This window comes from Pseudohalocynthiibacter aestuariivivens (assembly GCF_018457175.1).
GTDB classification, from domain to species: domain Bacteria; phylum Pseudomonadota; class Alphaproteobacteria; order Rhodobacterales; family Rhodobacteraceae; genus Pseudohalocynthiibacter; species Pseudohalocynthiibacter aestuariivivens.
The window spans coordinates 728,947-746,896 of sequence record NZ_JAGFNU010000001.1 but is presented as its reverse complement, the minus strand read 5'-3'; the positions used below and the strand labels follow the sequence as shown (position 1 = coordinate 746,896).

Below are 17,950 nucleotides of genomic sequence, written 5' to 3'. Positions count from 1 at the left end.
GAAACCGCAATGTACGCTCAAATGATCAAGACCGCCGGGACCGGCGTTAAATCTCCGGAAGAAATGACGGATCAGGAACGCGCCTTCCAGGCCCGGATCGATGCTGATGAAAAAATCGAACCCAAAGACTGGATGCCCGACGACTACCGCGCCACGCTGATCCGGCAGATCGGCCAGCACGCGCACAGCGAAATCGTGGGGCAGCTTCCTGAAGGCAACTGGATCACACGTGCGCCAACGCTGGAACGCAAGGCGATCCTGCTTGCCAAAGTACAGGACGAAGCCGGCCACGGTCTTTACCTCTACTGCGCGGCAGAAACGTTAGGTATCAGCCGGGATGAGCTGACCGAAGACCTGCTTTCCGGCAAAATGAAATATTCTTCAATCTTCAATTACCCAACGCTGAACTGGGCTGATATGGGTGCTGTTGGCTGGTTGGTTGATGGGGCAGCAATTATGAATCAGGTGCCGCTGCAACGCACTTCTTTCGGCCCTTATTCCCGCGCGATGGTCCGTATCTGTAAGGAAGAAAGCTTTCACCAGCGCCAAGGCTACGACATCATGATGAAGATGTGCCAAGGCACTGAAGAACAAAAGCAAATGGCTCAGGACGCGATGAACCGCACCTGGTTCCCTGCCTTAATGATGTTCGGCCCCTCTGACAAAGATTCAGTCCACTCAACCCAGTCAATGGCATGGAAAATCAAGATCAACACAAATGACGAGTTGCGGCAAAAATTCGTCGATCAGACGGTGCCTCAGGCTGAATATCTTGGCCTTACGATCCCGGATGAAAACGTAAAGCTGAACAAAAAAACGGGCCACTATGATTACTCCGAACCCGATTGGTCAGAGTTTTTTGAGGTGATCAAAGGCAATGGCCCCTGCAACACCGAGCGCCTTAATGCCCGAAACAAGGCGTGGGACGACGGAAAATGGGTGCGTGACGGCCTGCTGGCCCATGCCCGCAAAAAAGCTGCGCGCAAAGCATCAGCCAAAACTGCCGCCGAATAATCCGCGCGAAACGAAAAGGATAAAACCATGAAAAATGAATGGCCTCTCTGGGAAGTTTTCATCCGCGGGCAACACGGTATGAGCCACCGCCACGTGGGTTCGCTTCATGCGCCCGACGCAGAAATGGCAATCAAGAACGCGCGCGATGTCTATACGCGCCGCAATGAAGGCGTCAGCATCTGGGTTGTCGAAGCAGCGCATATCGCGGCCTCTTCCCCCAGTGACAAAGGTCCGCTTTATGAGCCGTCAAATTCCAAAGTGTATCGTCACCCGACCTTCTTTGACATTCCAGAAGACGTAGGGGCGATGTGATGGCGGACAAACTCAACAAAAATGACGCGCTGTTTCAGTTCCTGCTACGCCTGGGCGATAACACCCTTGTTCTGGGGCACCGTGTTTCGGAATGGTGCGGCCATTCCCCGGTTCTTGAAGAAGATATAGCTCTTGCAAACACCGCGCTCGACATGATTGGCCAAACTCAGTTTTGGCTGGGTCTGGCTGGCGAAGTTGAGGGCAAAGGCAGGACCGCCGACAATCTGGCTTTCCTGCGAGATGTCTGGGACTTTCGCAACCTTCTGCTGGTCGAACAGCCTAACGGTGATTTCGGCCAGACAATGATGCGCCAGTTCCTGTTCGATGCCTGGCATTCGATCATGCTTGGCCGTTTAATGAAAAGTTCCGATCAGCGGATCGCAGACATTGCGGAAAAGGCGAGCAAAGAGGTCGCCTACCACCTTGAGCGTTCGGCTGATACGGTCGCAGGCCTCGGGGACGGTACCGAAGAGAGCCATGCCAAGATGCAAACCGCCTTGGATTTGCTATGGCCCTACATCGGGGAAATGTTTGTCGGTGATGAGGTTGACGCAGAAATGGTCAAGGCGGGTGTTGCGCCTGATCCAGCCTCGTTACGTGACGAGTATGATGCGTTAGTAGGCCGGGTACTTGCCGATGCAACGCTGACGACTCCGGACAGCAAGTTCGCCCACAAAGGTGGTAAAACCGGAATGCGGCACTCTGAACATTTAGGCCACATCCTGACGCAAATGCAGTGGCTGCAACGTGCTTACCCCGGCGCAACCTGGTAAAATGTAATGTCAAAACCGTCGCTCAAACAGGTCTGGGAATGGCTTGATGCCGTTCCTGACCCCGAGATCCCCGTGATCTCGCTTGTTGATCTCGGCATCATTCGCGATGTCGATTGGCAGGAAGACACGCTTTGCGTGACGGTAACACCGACCTATTCGGGCTGCCCAGCGACGTCGATTATCAATCTTGATATCGAGACTGCCTTACGTGACCACGGTGTCGAAAAGCTGGAGTTGAAACGGCAGCTTTCCCCCGCCTGGACCACCGATTGGCTGACCGATAAGGGCCGGGAAAAACTGGAAAAATACGGGATAGCCCCACCCCAGCCTGCCGGTGGCCCAAAGCGTTGCCCACTTTGTGGTGGGACTGACCTTGAGAAAATCAGCCAGTTTGGCTCGACACCATGCAAAGCACACTGGCGCTGCCGCGCCTGTGCTGAACCTTTTGACTATTTCAAGTGCATCTAAGGAGGATCCGATGGCGCGCTTTCATAACCTAACCGTCACCGACGTTCACAAAACAATCCGCGACGCGGTTGTCGTGACACTGAAACCCGAAAATGGCGCGGCTGACGCGTTCGATTTCACGCAAGGTCAGTATCTGACCTTCCGCCGCGACTTTGACGGCGAAGAACTACGCCGTTCTTACTCAATCTGTGCAGGCAAAGATGAGGGCATTCTTCAGGTCGGCATCAAGCGTGTTGAGGGTGGCGCATTTTCGACCTGGGCGAATGAAAACCTAACAGTCGGAGAGATATTGGAGGCAATGCCGCCTATGGGTGCGTTTCACACACCGTTGGATGCAGTGGCTGAAAAGAGCTATCTCGGTTTTGCAGGCGGCTCGGGCATAACACCGGTTCTGTCGATCCTCAAAACTGTTCTGACGCAGGAACCAAAATCGGAATTCACGCTGGTCTACGCCAACAAAGGCGTGAACACGATCATGTTCCGGGAAGAACTTGAAGACCTTAAGAACCTCTTTATGGGACGCCTTAACATTATCCACATTCTGGAAAGTGACGCGCAGGACATCGACCTGTTCACTGGACTAATAGACGCCGAGAAATGCAAACAATTGTTCAAGCACTGGATCGATATCAAGAACGTCGATTCCACCTTCATCTGCGGTCCCGAGCCGATGATGCTGACGATTGCAGCCGCCCTACGTGACCATGGCCTGACCGACGCTCAGATCAAGTTCGAGCTTTTTGCCAGTGCACAACCCGGCCGCGCCTCGCGTAAAGTGGTAAGCGTGGATTCTGCCGGAAAATCCAACGAAACCAGTGCAAGTATCACGCTTGATGGTGCGACACGCAGTTTTAATATGCCAAAAAATCAGACCATTCTTGAAGCAGCGCTTGAGAACGCGCTCGACGCACCTTTCGCATGTAAAGCCGGAGTCTGTTCAACATGCCGCGCCAAGGTAACTGAGGGCGAGGTTGAAATGATCGCAAACCACGCGCTGGAAGATTACGAAGTTGCGCGTGGTTATGTGCTGACGTGCCAGTGTTACCCGCTGACCGACAACGTTGTTGTCGACTACGATCAATAGGAGAACCCCATGACCGACGAAATGAGCATTGAAAGCTACCTTTCCGCTGGTGGGGTTCTGACCTCTCCTGGGAATGTACCACCACGGTACCGCGCGGAACTTATGCGCCTGATGGCCACCTTTGTTGACAGTGAGTTGGCAGGTGCTGCCGGATTCGCCGACGTCATCAATCAAGGGCCGGGTATCAAAGAACGCATCGCCGCCGCAAAGATCGTTCTGGAAAAGACCGACAACGCCGACCGCGTTCTAAAAATCATGGGCGAGTTTGGCGCAAATACTGATAGATACGCCGTTCACCACCCCTGGTCGGCACGCCTGGATCGGGACGCTGATATTGGTGCGACCCGAACCGAATCTGACATGCGGCTTGCGGTTTTTAATTATCCGCTTCAAGGGTGGGCCGACGCCGTTGTAATGAACCTTCTTATGGGCCTTGCCGTTGCTGTACAGCTTGAAGAGTTCTCATCTGTATCTTACCAACCGCTGGCCGAGCAATTCCGCGCTATCGCCCCGATTGAGGCCCGCCACGCGGAACTGGCACTGGAGGGTTTGACGAAGCTACTGGAAGACGGTTCGGCGACGGTAGATGTACAAACCTGTGTCAGCTACTGGTGGCCACGCGTCGCGGCAAGTTTTGGCAGCACCAAATCCGGTCGCGCAGATGCGCTTAAGGCCTATGGCCTACGCAAAAACACCAATGCAGACCTAAAATCCCGCTGGGAAACCGAGGCAAAAGCGGTTTTGGGGAGTTTGGATCTCAAAGCTGGGTAAAACTTGATGGCAGAGCCGGAATTGGCCGATTCTGCCACCAGACAAGTCTTGTTTTAAAGGCCACGGACTCCGCTGAGTGTCAGATTGCTTACAATGTTTGCATAGTCTTCGCGTGCCTTCGCGTCTGCCTTGCTGTTCCACATGTAAAACCAGTTGAGCATCCCGAACACAGACATCGTCGCCGCATGAAGTTTGCCTTTTTCGCCTTCAAACACTTCAGGTGCGATTGCCTGCACAATGTCCGAAAGATGTTTCACCAAATCGCGTTGATAGCCGCGCAAAACATCTTGCTGATCGTCCGGCAGCATTGCAAAGCCACCACCCTGAACCCGGTGTTCATCATCAGCCCCCTGATACGCCAGCAAAATGGCGGATACTGTCGCACGAAACCTGTCTTCCGGCGTAAGACTTGCCGGGGCAGCGTTACAAATTCGGTCGCGTAACGCCTTGAGATAAGTATCTAAAATATCAAACAAAAGCGCGTCTTTACCGCTGTAGTAGTGATAGATATTCGCCTTCGATATCCCACAAGCTTTCGCTAGCTGGCTCATCGATGCGCGGTCAAACCCTTCGGTTGCAAATACGCTGGCAGCTACTTTTAGAATTTGCCCGCGTTTCTGGTCATAGTCTTTGGCGATTGTACGGGCCAAAACTCACTCCTTTTTGCGGTTGTCTACGACCCGCTTGGCTTTGCCTTGACTGCGTTCAACATCGCCAGGTTCGCCCACGATGATCTCGGTCGAAATACCAACCATATCCTTAATGCGTTTGGTCAACATCCTGGCCGATGCCGTTTTCGATAGCTCATCCGTCGCGTCCGGATTCGCCTCAACATAAACACGCATGGCGTCCATTCGGCCCGATTTGTAAAGCTCGATCTGGAAATGCGGTGCCAGACCGCCCGTGGCCATCAATTGCTCTTCAATCTGGGTCGGGAAAACATTTACACCGCGCAGAATGATCATGTCGTCCGAACGACCTGTGATTTTTTCCATCCGCCGCATGCTCCGTGCTGTGCCCGGTAAAAGGCGCGTCAAGTCCCGCGTGCGATAGCGGATCATCGGCAGGCCCTCTTTGGTGAGCGTGGTGAAAACAAGCTCCCCCATCTCGCCATCTTCAACTGGCTCGCTCGTGATCGGATCAATGATCTCAGGAAAGAAATGATCTTCCCAGATCACCGGACCATCCTTTGTTTCAACGCATTCGTTGGCAACACCCGGCCCCATTATTTCGGAGAGGCCGTAGATGTCGACAGCATGCATGTCAAATGCGTTCTCGACTTCCTTGCGCATCGCATCAGTCCATGGCTCTGCTCCAAATACGCCGACCTGCAACGAACATTCTCGCGGATCAAGGCCGACCTTGTGGAACTGTTCGAGGATGTTCAGCATATAGGACGGAGTCACCATGATCCCGTCAGGTTTGAAATCGGTTATCAGGCCCACCTGTTTTTCTGTTTGCCCACCTGACATCGGTACAACAGTGGCACCAAGCCGTTCGATCCCATAGTGCGCGCCAAGACCGCCTGTGAACAGACCATAGCCATAAGCGTTGTGCACCATGTCACCCTTGCGAAGACCCGAAGCCCGCAAGCTGCGCGCCACCAGATCAGCCCAATTGTCGATGTCAGTCTTGGTGTAGCCGACAACCGTTGGCTTGCCAGTGGTGCCGGACGAAGCATGCAAGCGGATAATTTCGCTACGCGGAACGGCAAAAAGGCCAAAAGGGTAGTTGTCACGCAGGTCATTTTTGTAAGTGAACGGGAATTTAGCGAGGTCAGACAACGTAGTCAGATCGTCAGGATGAACACCAGCTTCGTCAAAGCGTTGTTTGTACATCGACACGTTGTCGTAGGCGTAACGCACGGACCATTTGAGCCGATCAAGCTGAAGGGCGCGGATTTCATCAACCGAGGCAATTTCAATCGGATGCAGGTCAGATTTCTTTGGTGTCAGATCTTTCATTCTTTCCTCCCTAACGGATCATTCCTGAAACAATTGGCCTTTGATGGCACGTGAAAAACCGCGAAGTTCAGCGATAAGTTTTCCATCCTGATTGGTTACCTTCACATCGTATATTCCACTACGACCGGTCAAACTGACTTCGTGTGCAGTGGCCGTCAGACGGTCACCCACATACCCGGGCGCTATATAGCTGATCACGTTGTGCTGGGCGACTGTCGACTGATTACGGCTATTGCAAGCGAAGGCAAAGGTACTGTCCGCCAGTGAAAACGTAATACCGCCGTGACAAATTCCATGCCCATTTGCATGGTGGCGTTCTACGGTCAGCGCCATGACGGCACAGCCTTCATCCACCTCAACAAGTTCGATTCCCAACCAGCTTGACGCGCCATCGTCTGCCCACATCGCTGCAGCGCTGCGCTCTGCTCTTTCTTTTGGTGTCATTGTCATGATTTGACCCCGGTGAATTTTGGTGCACGCTTTTGCAAGAAAGATCTGACACCTTCAGCGTAGTCTGGAGTTTCTCCGCAAATTTTCTGGCTTTTTGCTTCCAGATCAAGCTGTTGATCCAAGCTGTTTGTTGATGCCGCTTGAATCGCCATCTTGGTCATCCCAAGGCCAACTGTTGGGCTATCTGCCAGTTTTGCAGTCAGGTCGCGTGCTTCACCCATTAACGCTTCGTCTTCAACAGCGCGCCAGATCAAGCCCCAGTCTTCGGCTTTCTGTGCGCTTAATGGTTCTGCCGTCAATGCCAGTGCCTTGGCACGCGCTTCACCCAACAAATGCGTCAACGACCATGTACCGCCGCCGTCAGGGATCAGGCCAACCTTGGCGAATGACTGAATGAACTTTGCACTTTGTGCCGCCAAAACGATGTCACACGCCAGTGCAATGTTGGCCCCTGCCCCGGCAGCAACGCCATTGACAGCACAAACAACGGGGAACTCTAGCGATCTGATCAACCGGACAAGTGGGTTGTAAAAGTTCACCAGCGTTGCCCCAAGATCTGGTGAGCCAGACATTTTTGAAGGATCCCGATCCCCTAGGTCCTGCCCTGCGCAAAACCCTCTGCCCGCGCCCGTCAGAAGGATTGCACGGGCACCTTTATCAAGTGCGGCTTCAAGTTCTGAACGCAGTGCAAGATGCATTTCATCGTTAAAACTGTTTAGCCGATCAGGGCGATTCAACGTTATTTCGACCCAGTTTTCATGCACTTGCGTAAGAATCGTATCGCTCATAACGGCCCCTGCAAAATCATAGAACAAGAAAACATTTGCATAAACCGAACGGTTGGTCAATAAATAATCAACCTTTGATTCTTTGATCGGAGTTTGACCACCATGTCTGAAGACCGGACAGTCCGGACCCTTATAGAAAACGACATTGCCTGGGTGATCATTAACAACCCCCCAGTCAACGCAACGTCGACCGCCGTTCGCGAAGGGTTGGAAACCGCGATCGCCGACGTCGCCGGTGCACGTGTCGCTATTTTGATATGCGAGGGCCGAACCTTTATCGCAGGCGGTGACATGTCCGAATTCGACACCTTGCCAGTCGCGCCTCACCTTCCAGACGTAGTGCAGATGATCGAGGACAGCGAAGTACCCTTTATTGCCGCTATGCACGGAAATGTACTTGGTGGAGGGTTCGAAATTGCAATGGGATGCGCATGGCGTATTGCCGCTAGCGGAACCCGGTTTGGTTTACCCGAAGTGAATGTTGGCGTTATTCCCGGCGCGGGTGGCACCCAACGGCTGCCGCGACTTATCGGTATAGAACCTGCGATTGATATCGCCTGCGCTGGTAAAATTATTAACTCAGAAGAGCTGTACCGGCTCGGCGGTCTCGACCAGGTTGTTGAAGGCGATCTGAAGCAGGCAGCGCTGGCCTTCGCCCAAACGTTGCCACTCCGGCCAACCCCGGTCAGTCAGCGAATTGTTGAGCCGATTGATGAGGCGGCTTTAACGCGCAAAAAAGCTGAGGTTCTGAGACGTGCAAAGGGTCAGCACGCGCCTTTGGATAATTTTGACGCACTTACTTGGGCAGCGCGCCCCTTTTCCGAAGCGCAACCAAAAGAACGCGAACTGCATCTTGCGCTACGCAAATCGCCTGAATCTCGCGCCCTTCGCCACGCGTTTTTTGCAGAGCGACAGGTTGCGAAACCTGCGGCGATTGCTGGCGCGACAGCGCGTGAGGTTGAACACATAGCTGTTGTTGGTGGTGGGTTGATGGGTGCAGGCATTGCAGCTTCAGCATTGAACGCTGGCCTCAAGGTTACATTGATTGAACGTGACAAGACGGCTGCGAATGCTGCGCATGATCGGGTCACAAATTTGCTGGATGGCGCATTAAAGCGTGGAAAGTTAGGGGTTGATCAACACAGGCGGCAACTCAATGCGTTTCGCACATCCGACGCCTATTCTGATGCGGCACCTGCTCAGGTGGCGGTGGAGGCCGTATTTGAAGACGCGAGTGTCAAACAAGCCGTTTTCAGCGAACTTGCCGCATCAATGGATCGCAATGCCATTCTTGCCACCAATACGTCCTACCTCGACCCAACCGTCATTTTCGCAGGCATTGAAAACCATTCACGCTGTATCGGGCTTCATTTCTTTAGCCCGGCACATATCATGAAACTGCTGGAAATCGTTAAAACGCCCGAAACACATCCCGACGTTTTGGCAACTGGTTTTGCCCTTGGGAAACGCATGCGGAAAGTTTCCGTCCTTTCCGGAATATGTGACGGTTTCATTGGCAATCGGATGCTGGCGGCCTACCGTCGCGAAGCGGATTATTTGCTGGCTGACGGTGCCCTTCCCTATCAGGTTGATGCAGCGATGCGTGCCTTTGGGATGCCGATGGGCCCTTATGAGATGCAGGACCTTACCGGTCTGCAAATTGCCTGGGCAAACCGCAAGCGACAGGCCGCAGATCGCGACCCCAAAGAACGTTATGTGCCAATTGGTGATCAGCTTTGCGAAATGGACCGCCTTGGTCAGCGCAGTGGGCGCGGTTGGTATCTCTATGATGGGGATAGCCGCAAACCCCTGCGCGACCCCGAGGTTGAACAGATGATCGCTGACTATTCCGCAAAGCAAGGAATAGACCGCCGAGACTTCACCAAAATCGAGATTTTGTTACGTCTGCTGGCGGTTTTGGCCAACGAAGGCGCGCAAATTGTCGAAGACGGAATTGCCGAGGGGTTTTCTGAAATCGATATGGTGCAGATCCACGGGTATGGGTTTCCGCGCTGGCGCGGCGGGCCGATGCACTACGCCAGGGAAATTGGATGGCGGACAACATCTGAGACGATGAAGACGGTCGCTGGTGAAAGCCCAAACTCATGGCGACTGGCAAACATGAACAACGAAGAACCGAAGAAACTGAAAACCGCAGCAGTTTAGACGACTGATACGGGATGAATTGAAAATTGATCATGAACAGGGAGGATCCTCATGACTAAATTTACAAAATTAACTGGTCTTTTGGCAGGAGCCACAATGGCATTCGCAGGAACGGTTGCATTTGCTGCCGATTACACGCTGACCATTTCAAGCTGGGCCCCACCGACCCACGGCATCAACGCAATGATGTGGCCTAAATTCATCGAAATGGTCGAAGAGGCAACAGATGGTCAGGTTACGGCAGAGCTGAAGCTTGGCATCGCGCCACCCCCGGCACAGATGGATTTGGTACAAGATGGTGCAGCAGATGCTTCGATCATTTTCCACGGCTATCAGCCTGGCCGTTTTGTCACGACAAAACTGATCGAGCTTCCTGGCTACGAAGGCTCTGCTGAGCAGGCATCTGTTGCTTACTGGCGCACTTATGAAGCCTATTTGCAAGCTGCAGATGAGCATCGCGGCGTTAAGGTCATTGCGCTTCACACACACGGCCCAGCACAATTGCATTCGGCAGATGCAGTGACCTCGCTAGACCAAATTTCGGGCCTGAAAGTCCGCATTCCCGGCGGTGTTGGTGGTGACGTTGGCGCCGCACTCGGCGCAACAGGAATTCAGGTTCCTGCGCCCAAAGTGTACGAAACACTTGCCTCAAGAGCGGCTGATGGTGTTGTGATGCCGATGGAATCGCGACGCGGATTTAAACTGACTGAAGTCGCGCAGAACGTTTTCGAAGTTCCCGGCGGCCTGTACCGTGGTTCGTTCGCTTTCATCATGAATGAAGACACTTTTGCCGATCTGCCAGAGGATCTTCAGGCGGCTCTTGAAGAAAAGGTTTTTGGCGAACCTCTGAGCCGTGAGATTGGCAAAATCTGGGACGAGATTGATATGATCGGTCGTACAGCGACAGCCGAAACCGAAGGCAACGCCATCAACCCGGCAAGCGATGCTGATTTGGCAAAATTCAACCAGATTGCAGAAGGCGTCATAGCAAGCGTTATTGCAGAGATTGCTCAAACCGGCATCGACGCTCAGACCGCCTACGAAATGGTCAAAACCGAAATGGCAGCGAACTAAACTGACTTAAAAATCAGGCTGGCTGAGCCGTCTCCGCCAGCCTGAAGCGACACACTGGAGGTAGCGTATTGAAAAACCTGATAAACCTAATGCAGCGCATCAGTTTCTTGCCAGTGCTGCTGGCTTGTTTCGCACTCTTCATTCTGATGGTCATGACTTTTTGTGATGTCATCCTGAGGTCACTTTTTAATTCACCAATTGAAGCTGCAACGGAACTGACCCGCATTTTGATGGCAATTATGGTTTTCTCCGTTCTTCCCATAATCTCGGCTCGGGGTGAGCATATTGCAGTTGATCTGACAGACGGCTTCTTCCATCGCCACCGGCTGGAACGGTTGCGTGATGGGGCTGTTTTTCTAAGTAGTGGGATCATGTTGTTCTGGCCGATTCATCGTGTCTGGCTGTTGTCTGAACGCGCACAGGAATACGGCGATGTGACCGAGTATCTTTCAATCCCACAGTTTTACATCGGTGGGTTCATCGCGCTTGCGACGGCAATTACCTCTGCCGCGATGATCATCACCGGACTGCTTCGTCTTTTTGCCCCCAAACTCTTGCAGGAGAGCATGCAATGACCGCTGCGCTGATCGGCTTTGCCGTTGTCCTGATACTGGTATTTTTGCGCCTGCCCATCGTTTTTGCGATGGGTTTGGTTGGCTCGCTAGGCTTTGCCTACGAACGTGGCGGCGCGATCTTTTCCGAACGCGGCCTGAAGGCCGCAATGTCGATGGTTGGGCGTCAAATCACAGATACTGCGCAAGACTATGGGCTGTCTGTCGTACCGCTTTTCATTCTTATGGGTCTGTTTGTGAACAAGGGTGGTCTTGCGCGCGAACTTTACGCGGTTTCGAACGCATTCCTTGGTCACATGCGGGGTGGCCTTGCCATGGCAACAGTTGCGGCCTGCGGTGGATTTTCCGCGATCTGTGGGTCATCCCTGGCCACAGCTGCAACCATGTCCAAAGTCGCAATGCCAGAAATGCGGCGTTATGGATATGCTGATTCACTGTCGACCGCATCCATAGCAGCAGGCGGAACGCTTGGCATTCTGATCCCACCTTCTGTCATTCTGGTTATCTACGGGTTGCTGACAGAAACCTCTATTGGCAAACTGTTTATTGCGGGGATTATTCCTGGAATGTTGGGTATCCTCTTTTACCTTTTTGCGGTTCGCTGGACAGTGATGCGCAACCCGGATGCCGGGCCAGCCGGTGAACGCACCGGATGGGGTGATCGGCTAAAGGCGTTGCGATCTGTCTGGGCGGTGCTTTTGCTCTTTTTCCTTGTGATCGGCGGGCTCTATGGAATCTTTGATTTCGCGCCGCTGAACCTGACATTTTCACCAACTGAAGCGGCGGGTATGGGCGCAATGGGTGCTTTTCTGATTGCGCTTGGCCGGGGTGGTCTGACAATAAAATCCACCTTTGAAGTGCTCAAAGAAACCTCCTTCACTGCTGCTGCACTTTTTTCGGTTCTGATTGGCGCGCAAATTTTCTCGAACTTCGTCAATCTTGCGGGCCTGCCCGAAGCGCTTATCGGTATGGTCACGGCCTATGATGTTTCACCAATGGTCGTCATGCTGATGATCCTTGGCATCTACATCATCCTTGGCTGCGTTTTTGAGAGCCTGTCGATGCTGCTGCTCACCGTGCCAATCTTTTTCCCGGTCGTCATGTCGCTTGGGTATGATCCGATCTGGTTTGGCATCGTTGTAGTGGTCGTCACGGAAATTTCACTCATAACACCACCTGTCGGTCTTAATGTTTTCATTCTCAGGGCGGTCGTCGGCGATGTTTCAACAGCGACGATTTTCAGAGGTGTCACCCCGTTTTGGATCGCAGATATCTTCCGGTTGGCTCTGATCGTGCTTGTGCCAATCATCGTTCTTTATCTGCCCAATAAGATGGGCGCATTTGGACACTGATGTTTGATCTGACCAACCCACCGGAAGGGTTTCACGAAAACCCCTACCCCACGTACCAATGGCTGCGTGAACAGGCGCCCGTCTGTCCACAAGCTGACGGGTCTTTTGTCATTTCGCGCTATGATGATCTGGACCGGATTTACCGGGACACCAAGCTGTTTATCTCGGATAAGAAAAAGGTCTTTGCGCCAAAATTTGGCGTGGATAGCCCGCTTTTTGAACATCACACAACATCACTTGTCTTCAATGACCCACCCCTGCACACCCGTGTACGAAAAGTGATGGTCGGGGCAATGAACCCGCGTGCGCTGGCCCAGTTGGAACCGGGTCTGGAAACTCTGGTTAGTGGCCTGCTCGACGAGATGGAGGGTAAGATATCCGTTGAACTGATCGAGGATTTTGCAGGTGCAATCCCAATCGAGGTCATCGGCAACCTGCTCAACATACCGCGTGACCAGCGTGGACCATTGCGCAATTGGTCGCTCGCAATCCTTGGCGCGCTTGAACCGAAACTTTCACAAGAGCAACTGGACTGGGGCAATCGTTCGGTTGAAGAATTTGTGGATTTTTTACGCGTCATTGTTGCTGAGCGCCGAAGCCACCCGGGAGACCCGGAAACAGATGTTCTGACACGGCTTATTCAAACTGACAAAGGTGGGGGATTAAGCGAAGTTGAGCTTTACCAAAACTGTATCTTTATCCTGAATGCCGGGCACGAAACCACGACCAACCTGATCGGCAATGCGCTTGCACTGCTTACAGAGCACCCGGACGCGCGGCGCGCGCTTTTGGACAACCCATCATTGATAACAACGGCAGTCGATGAATTCCTGCGTATGGAAAGCCCCAATCAGCTCGGAAACCGGCTGACCACGCAAGACTTAACGCTGCACGAAACAGTAATCCCCAAAGGGTCTGATCTGCATCTTTCTATTGGCGCGGCCAACCGTGACCCAGCAAAATTCGACGACCCCGATCGGCTGATTGTTGAACGAAAGCCGAACAAACACCTCGCGTTTGCCGGTGGTCCACATACCTGTGTCGGCCTGACGCTCGCGCGTATGGAAGGCCGCATCGCCATCGGGCGCTTTCTTGAACGCTTCCCGAGTTACCAACTGACTTCAGGCGCAAAACGTGGCGGCCGCATCAGGTTTCGCGGTTACGCCCGATTGCCCGCCCAACTGAACTAAGGACATCATCATGACGATACAGAAAATCAGCAGTTTTGCCGCCGGTCAGTGGGTTCAACCCGGTCAATCCGCACGTATTATTAAAAGCGCTATCACCGGAGAAGTGATTGCAAAGGCCGGCAATGACGCACTGGATGTGCAATCTATGCTGGATTATGGCCGCGATGTTGGTGGCCCAGCGCTTCGCGCCATGACCTTTCATGATCGCGCCCGGATGCTCAAAGCCGTTGCGATGCAGATCGGAAAACACAAACAAGCACTTTATGACATTTCCTTTGATACGGGTGCGACGCAATCAGACCACCTGATTGATATTGATGGCGGGATTGGCACAATGTTCGTCTTTGCCTCAAAAGGCCGGCGCGAGATGCCGGACGGGCATGTTTATCTGGATGGTGAAATTGAACAGCTTAGCCGGAATGGCACCTTTCTGGGACAACACATTTGCACCCCGCTGCAGGGGGTTGCGGTGCACATCAACGCTTTCAACTTCCCTGTTTGGGGTATGCTTGAAAAGCTGGCACCAACGCTTTTGGCTGGCGTTCCGGCTATCGTTAAACCTGCAACCTCCAGCTGCTACGTCACCGAGGCTTGCGTTCGGATCATGCTCGACAGCGGTCTGTTACCTGCGGGTTCCGTTCAGCTGATTTCAGGTGGCACGGGGGATTTGCTGGACCGTTTGGGAATGCAGGATATCGTCAGCTTTACAGGCTCAGCACATACCGCGCTCAGCCTGCGGTCAGCACCGAACATTTTGCAAAATTCAATCCGGTTTGTTGCGGAACAGGACAGCCTGAATGCTTCGATTCTTGGGGCTGACGCGACCCCCGGCACACCCGAATTTGACCTGTTCGTGAAAGAAGTCAGCCGTGAGATGACCGCAAAAGCCGGGCAGAAATGCACAGCAATTCGCAGGATCATTGCGCCTGAAGTTCAAGTCGAGGCACTAATCAAAGCGTTGTCAGCAAGGCTCGATCAAACAACAATCGGTGATCCTCGCGCTGAAGGTGTGCGCATGGGGGCCTTGGTCTCTGAAAGTCAGAAACGCGATGTTCTGGAAAAGGCGGCGATCATCGGGCAGCAGGCAGAGCGGGTATATGGCGACCCTGACAATTTCACCCTTCAGGGCGAAGGCGCTGAAAAGGGTGCCTTTGTTCCGCCAATGCTGTTTCACTGCGCAAACCCGGACACTTCCGATCTTGTGCATTGCACCGAAGCATTTGGGCCTGTTTCAACTATCATGGGCTATCGTGATCTGGATCACGCGATTCAGCTTGCGAACCGTGGCGAAGGCAGCCTGGTTGCATCTGTCATTACCCGCGATGGAAACATTGCTCGAAATTTGGTGATGGGAGTTGGCGCTTATCATGGGCGCATTTACTTCAACAACCGTGACAGCATGAAAGAAAGCACCGGGCACGGCTCGCCCCTGCCGCACATGGTGCACGGCGGACCAGGTCGCGCTGGAGGTGGCGAAGAGATGGGCGGGGTACGGGGTGTGATGCACTATATGCAACGGACCGCTATCCAAGGCAGCCCTGACATCCTGTCAGCAATCAGCGGAACATGGAATCCCGGCGCACAAGAGATTGAAGGCACGGAGCACCCCTTCACCAGAAATTTTGGCGACCTTGCGATTGGTGAAACGATCCATACCGCATCACGTGAAATTTCGCTGGATGATATCGAGCATTTTGCCGAGTTCACAGGTGACACGTTCTACGCCCACATGGATGAAGAGGCCGCAGCAGCCAACCCGTTCTTTCCTGGGCGCGTCGCGCATGGCTACCTTCTGCTATCTTTTGCTGCTGGCTTGTTTGTAGAACCAAATCCTGGTCCCGTTTTGGCCAATACCGGTCTCGACGGGTTGCGATTCATGAAACCTGTTCAGGCAGGTGACAGCATAAAAGTTCGCCTGACGGTGAAAAAGAAAACGGGCAGAAACGAGGAGTATGGCGAAGTGCGCTGGCACGTATCACTTACAAATCAGGAAGACGAGCTTGTCGCGGAGTATGAACTTTTGACCATGAATGCTTACTGAAACGCGAAACTTGCAGTTTTAAACCCGAAGGGTGGCAAGACCTTGCATCTCTTCGGGTTGCCACCGTGCCGTATGGTCAGGCGAAAAGGTAACGCCTATATAGACTGTATGAATTCACTTGCTGACCACGCCTTTCAAAAATCAGTCGAAGAACTGACCCGAAATGGAGAACAACGGGTCTGGTCAATTATCGTGACCCTTTTCGGGGATCTTGCACAACGCCCCGGTGACCAGATCAGTGGGCCGCTCATGTCGCGTATCACCGATCAGATGGGTATTAAGCCCGAAGCCATGCGCGTTGCCCTTCACCGTCTTCGCAAAGACGGATGGATCAAAAGTGAAAAGGTTGGACGCACCAGTTTCTACAGCCTGACAAACTATGGTCTGGTGCAAAGTGCCAAGGCCACACCACGCATCTACGCCCGAAATGTTAAAACAGACGAAAACTGGCACGTCGTTGTGACAAAGCCAATGACACAAACAGACAGGCAGTGTTTTGAAAGGGATTTCCTTGGTAAGGACTATGTCGTGCTTGGGACAGGTGTTTATCTTGGAAATGGCGCGCCTTCGGAAACTTTACCAGAAGTTTTCGCGCTGGAAGGCAGCACGTTGGTTGTACCAAACTGGCTGAAAAAAACGATTGCCCCTGCGAAACTGGTTTCCGAGTATAAGTCTCTCGAAAAAAACCTGTTGGCCGTAGCCGAGCTTGTAAGACCGGATACCTCTCTCACGCCGCTGGAGATCGCGACGCTGCGTACGCTTGTTGTGCATAACTGGAGGCGCAATCTGCTGCGACATCCGGAACTGCCAGAAACTTTCTATTCAAAAGACTGGCGCGAAAATGAATGCAGAGCTCTGGTCCACCAACTTCTGGGTATGCTCAAACGCCCTTCACTTCGCGGTCTGGAACGCACGACCTGAACGTCCGTGTTTGAGTTCAGTCGATCTAGCTCCCTAACAATTCATCACTTTCAATTCTTGCGACTGTTTCTTTCCAGAGTTCCGCGAATGAACTTGCGAGCATTGATGATGGGCGATGCGCGGGTGTGAGCAATGCAAACCGAAGCACGACTTCGGGGACGTATGGACGAAAGACAATCTCAGGTTCACCGCGTGTATAGAGCCGATAGCTTTCCGCACTTAGCTTGTCGACAATAGCATAGGCCTGCCCTGCTTCAACAAAAGTAAAGAGAGGCAAAAAATACTGCGACTCAAAACGCGGATTGAAAGTTGCCCCTACAGCGTCAAACGTCGCCTTTGTCAAAACATGACTCGAATGCGTGTGCTGCAAAACCGCCATCGGCTTTCCGTCGAGATCAGATGCCGAAATGAGTGGTTTTTCCGCCAGCGGGTCGCGTGCTGGCACAGCACAAACCCCGGTGCTGTTTAAGATATCAGCCTCAACGAGGTTCACACCGGTAATTTTGTCAGCCCCTAAATCAGCAATTCCAAGGTCGAAATTCTGAGTTGCCACCATCTGCTGGACCTGCTGTGAGCTACGTGTTGTTAGAGTAACTTTGACATCATCATTGTCGGCCACAAACTGACTTATGAGCTTGGGTAACAAAAAGACCGACGGACCCGGCATTGCCACAATCTGCAAAACCCCGCTTTTCTTGCTGCTCAGGCTACGAAGGTTTTGTTTTGCTGCGGCCAACCGGTCTAGCGTTTCTGACGCCTCTGCTAAAAGATAATGCGCTTCGGGAACGGCGATCAACCTTCCCTGACGACGCTCAAACAACTTCAGCTGGAGCTCATCTTCCAAAGTACGTAACGACGCGCTGACAGCGGGCTGTGTAAGGTTCAAATTGCGGGCAGCCTGCGAAACTGATCCGCTAAGCATGACTTCCCGAAACGCGGCGAGTTGTTTTAAGTTCAATGTGCAACCCTCTCTTACATTCAGTATAAAAATAATTTATGGAAATCAAAAT

At 52.9% G+C, this 17,950-nt stretch carries 18 protein-coding genes; 13 read left to right on the top strand and 5 right to left on the bottom strand.

The annotated features are described in order from the left end of the window. Positions 1 to 9 precede the first annotated feature (9 nt). Genes paaA through J4E70_RS03685 form a run of 6 tightly spaced genes read left to right on the top strand, consistent with a single transcriptional unit; the run spans position 10 to position 4,422 of the window. Positions 10 to 1,014 (top strand): 1,2-phenylacetyl-CoA epoxidase subunit PaaA, encoded by a 1,005-nt coding sequence (gene paaA / locus J4E70_RS03710; RefSeq protein ID WP_213887697.1) that lies wholly within the window; start codon positions 10 to 12, stop codon positions 1,012 to 1,014. 27 nt (positions 1,015 to 1,041) lie between these two features. Then, positions 1,042 to 1,326: a 1,2-phenylacetyl-CoA epoxidase subunit PaaB gene (gene paaB, locus J4E70_RS03705; RefSeq protein WP_213887696.1), complete on the top strand. Its 285-nt coding sequence runs from the start codon at positions 1,042 to 1,044 to the stop codon at positions 1,324 to 1,326. Then, on the top strand, positions 1,326 to 2,099 hold the full coding sequence (paaC, locus tag J4E70_RS03700; RefSeq protein WP_213887695.1) for a 1,2-phenylacetyl-CoA epoxidase subunit PaaC: 774 nt from the start codon (positions 1,326 to 1,328) through the stop codon (positions 2,097 to 2,099). Before paaB ends, paaC begins: the two co-directional genes overlap by 1 nt. A 6-nt stretch (positions 2,100 to 2,105) precedes the next feature. Continuing rightward, on the top strand, positions 2,106 to 2,567 hold the full coding sequence (gene paaD / locus J4E70_RS03695) for a 1,2-phenylacetyl-CoA epoxidase subunit PaaD (protein WP_213887694.1): 462 nt from the start codon (positions 2,106 to 2,108) through the stop codon (positions 2,565 to 2,567). A 10-nt stretch (positions 2,568 to 2,577) separates the two neighbouring features. Next, entirely contained in the window at positions 2,578 to 3,651 is a 1,074-nt protein-coding gene (locus J4E70_RS03690) for a 2Fe-2S iron-sulfur cluster-binding protein (protein ID WP_213887693.1), read from the top strand. 9 nt (positions 3,652 to 3,660) lie between these two features. Further along, complete coding sequence (locus J4E70_RS03685) at positions 3,661 to 4,422, top strand: Phenylacetic acid catabolic protein (RefSeq protein ID WP_213887692.1); 762 nt, start codon at positions 3,661 to 3,663, stop codon at positions 4,420 to 4,422. Between the two features lie 53 nt (positions 4,423 to 4,475). Here J4E70_RS03685 and J4E70_RS03680 read toward each other — a convergent pair whose 3' ends face one another. The 4 genes from J4E70_RS03680 to paaG are packed head-to-tail and all read right to left on the bottom strand — an operon-like array spanning position 4,476 to position 7,624. Continuing rightward, positions 4,476 to 5,072, bottom strand: a complete 597-nt coding sequence (locus J4E70_RS03680; protein ID WP_213887691.1) for a TetR/AcrR family transcriptional regulator — start codon at positions 5,070 to 5,072, stop codon at positions 4,476 to 4,478. Positions 5,073 to 5,075: 3 nt separating this feature from the next. Then, on the bottom strand, positions 5,076 to 6,386 hold the full coding sequence (paaK, locus tag J4E70_RS03675; protein ID WP_213887690.1) for a phenylacetate--CoA ligase PaaK: 1,311 nt from the start codon (positions 6,384 to 6,386) through the stop codon (positions 5,076 to 5,078). Positions 6,387 to 6,404: 18 nt separating this feature from the next. Continuing rightward, the gene (paaI, locus tag J4E70_RS03670; RefSeq protein ID WP_213887780.1) at positions 6,405 to 6,830 is read right to left on the bottom strand and encodes a hydroxyphenylacetyl-CoA thioesterase PaaI; all 426 of its coding nucleotides are present in this window, start codon (positions 6,828 to 6,830) and stop codon (positions 6,405 to 6,407) included. 2 nt (positions 6,831 to 6,832) lie between these two features. After that, positions 6,833 to 7,624: a 2-(1,2-epoxy-1,2-dihydrophenyl)acetyl-CoA isomerase PaaG gene (paaG, locus tag J4E70_RS03665; RefSeq protein WP_213887689.1), complete on the bottom strand. Its 792-nt coding sequence runs from the start codon at positions 7,622 to 7,624 to the stop codon at positions 6,833 to 6,835. Between the two features lie 102 nt (positions 7,625 to 7,726). Between paaG and J4E70_RS03660 the strand changes: the two genes are divergently transcribed. From J4E70_RS03660 to J4E70_RS03630, 7 genes are all read left to right on the top strand, one after another. Continuing rightward, a complete protein-coding gene (locus J4E70_RS03660) occupies positions 7,727 to 9,790 on the top strand; it encodes an FAD-dependent oxidoreductase (RefSeq protein WP_213887688.1) in 2,064 nt (687 codons plus the stop codon). Positions 9,791 to 9,841: 51 nt separating this feature from the next. Continuing rightward, positions 9,842 to 10,864: a TRAP transporter substrate-binding protein gene (locus J4E70_RS03655; RefSeq protein ID WP_213887687.1), complete on the top strand. Its 1,023-nt coding sequence runs from the start codon at positions 9,842 to 9,844 to the stop codon at positions 10,862 to 10,864. Positions 10,865 to 10,932: 68 nt separating this feature from the next. Then, positions 10,933 to 11,439 carry a TRAP transporter small permease gene (locus J4E70_RS03650; RefSeq protein WP_213887686.1) on the top strand — a complete coding sequence of 169 codons (507 nt, stop codon included), beginning with the start codon at positions 10,933 to 10,935 and terminating at the stop codon, positions 11,437 to 11,439. Continuing rightward, on the top strand, positions 11,436 to 12,788 hold the full coding sequence (locus tag J4E70_RS03645; RefSeq protein WP_213887685.1) for a TRAP transporter large permease: 1,353 nt from the start codon (positions 11,436 to 11,438) through the stop codon (positions 12,786 to 12,788). Before J4E70_RS03650 ends, J4E70_RS03645 begins: the two co-directional genes overlap by 4 nt. After that, on the top strand, positions 12,788 to 13,978 hold the full coding sequence (locus J4E70_RS03640; protein WP_213887684.1) for a cytochrome P450: 1,191 nt from the start codon (positions 12,788 to 12,790) through the stop codon (positions 13,976 to 13,978). The genes J4E70_RS03645 and J4E70_RS03640 overlap by 1 nt, the downstream gene beginning before the upstream one ends. Before the next feature lie 10 nt (positions 13,979 to 13,988). Beyond that, positions 13,989 to 16,019, top strand: coding sequence for a phenylacetic acid degradation bifunctional protein PaaZ (gene paaZ / locus J4E70_RS03635; RefSeq protein ID WP_213887683.1), 2,031 nt, complete (start codon positions 13,989 to 13,991; stop codon positions 16,017 to 16,019). Positions 16,020 to 16,127: 108 nt separating this feature from the next. Next, positions 16,128 to 16,940 (top strand): PaaX family transcriptional regulator C-terminal domain-containing protein, encoded by an 813-nt coding sequence (locus J4E70_RS03630; RefSeq protein WP_213887682.1) that lies wholly within the window; start codon positions 16,128 to 16,130, stop codon positions 16,938 to 16,940. Positions 16,941 to 16,965: 25 nt separating this feature from the next. Here J4E70_RS03630 and J4E70_RS03625 read toward each other — a convergent pair whose 3' ends face one another. Continuing rightward, positions 16,966 to 17,898, bottom strand: a complete 933-nt coding sequence (locus tag J4E70_RS03625; protein ID WP_213887681.1) for a LysR family transcriptional regulator — start codon at positions 17,896 to 17,898, stop codon at positions 16,966 to 16,968. Positions 17,899 to 17,950 lie beyond the last annotated feature (52 nt).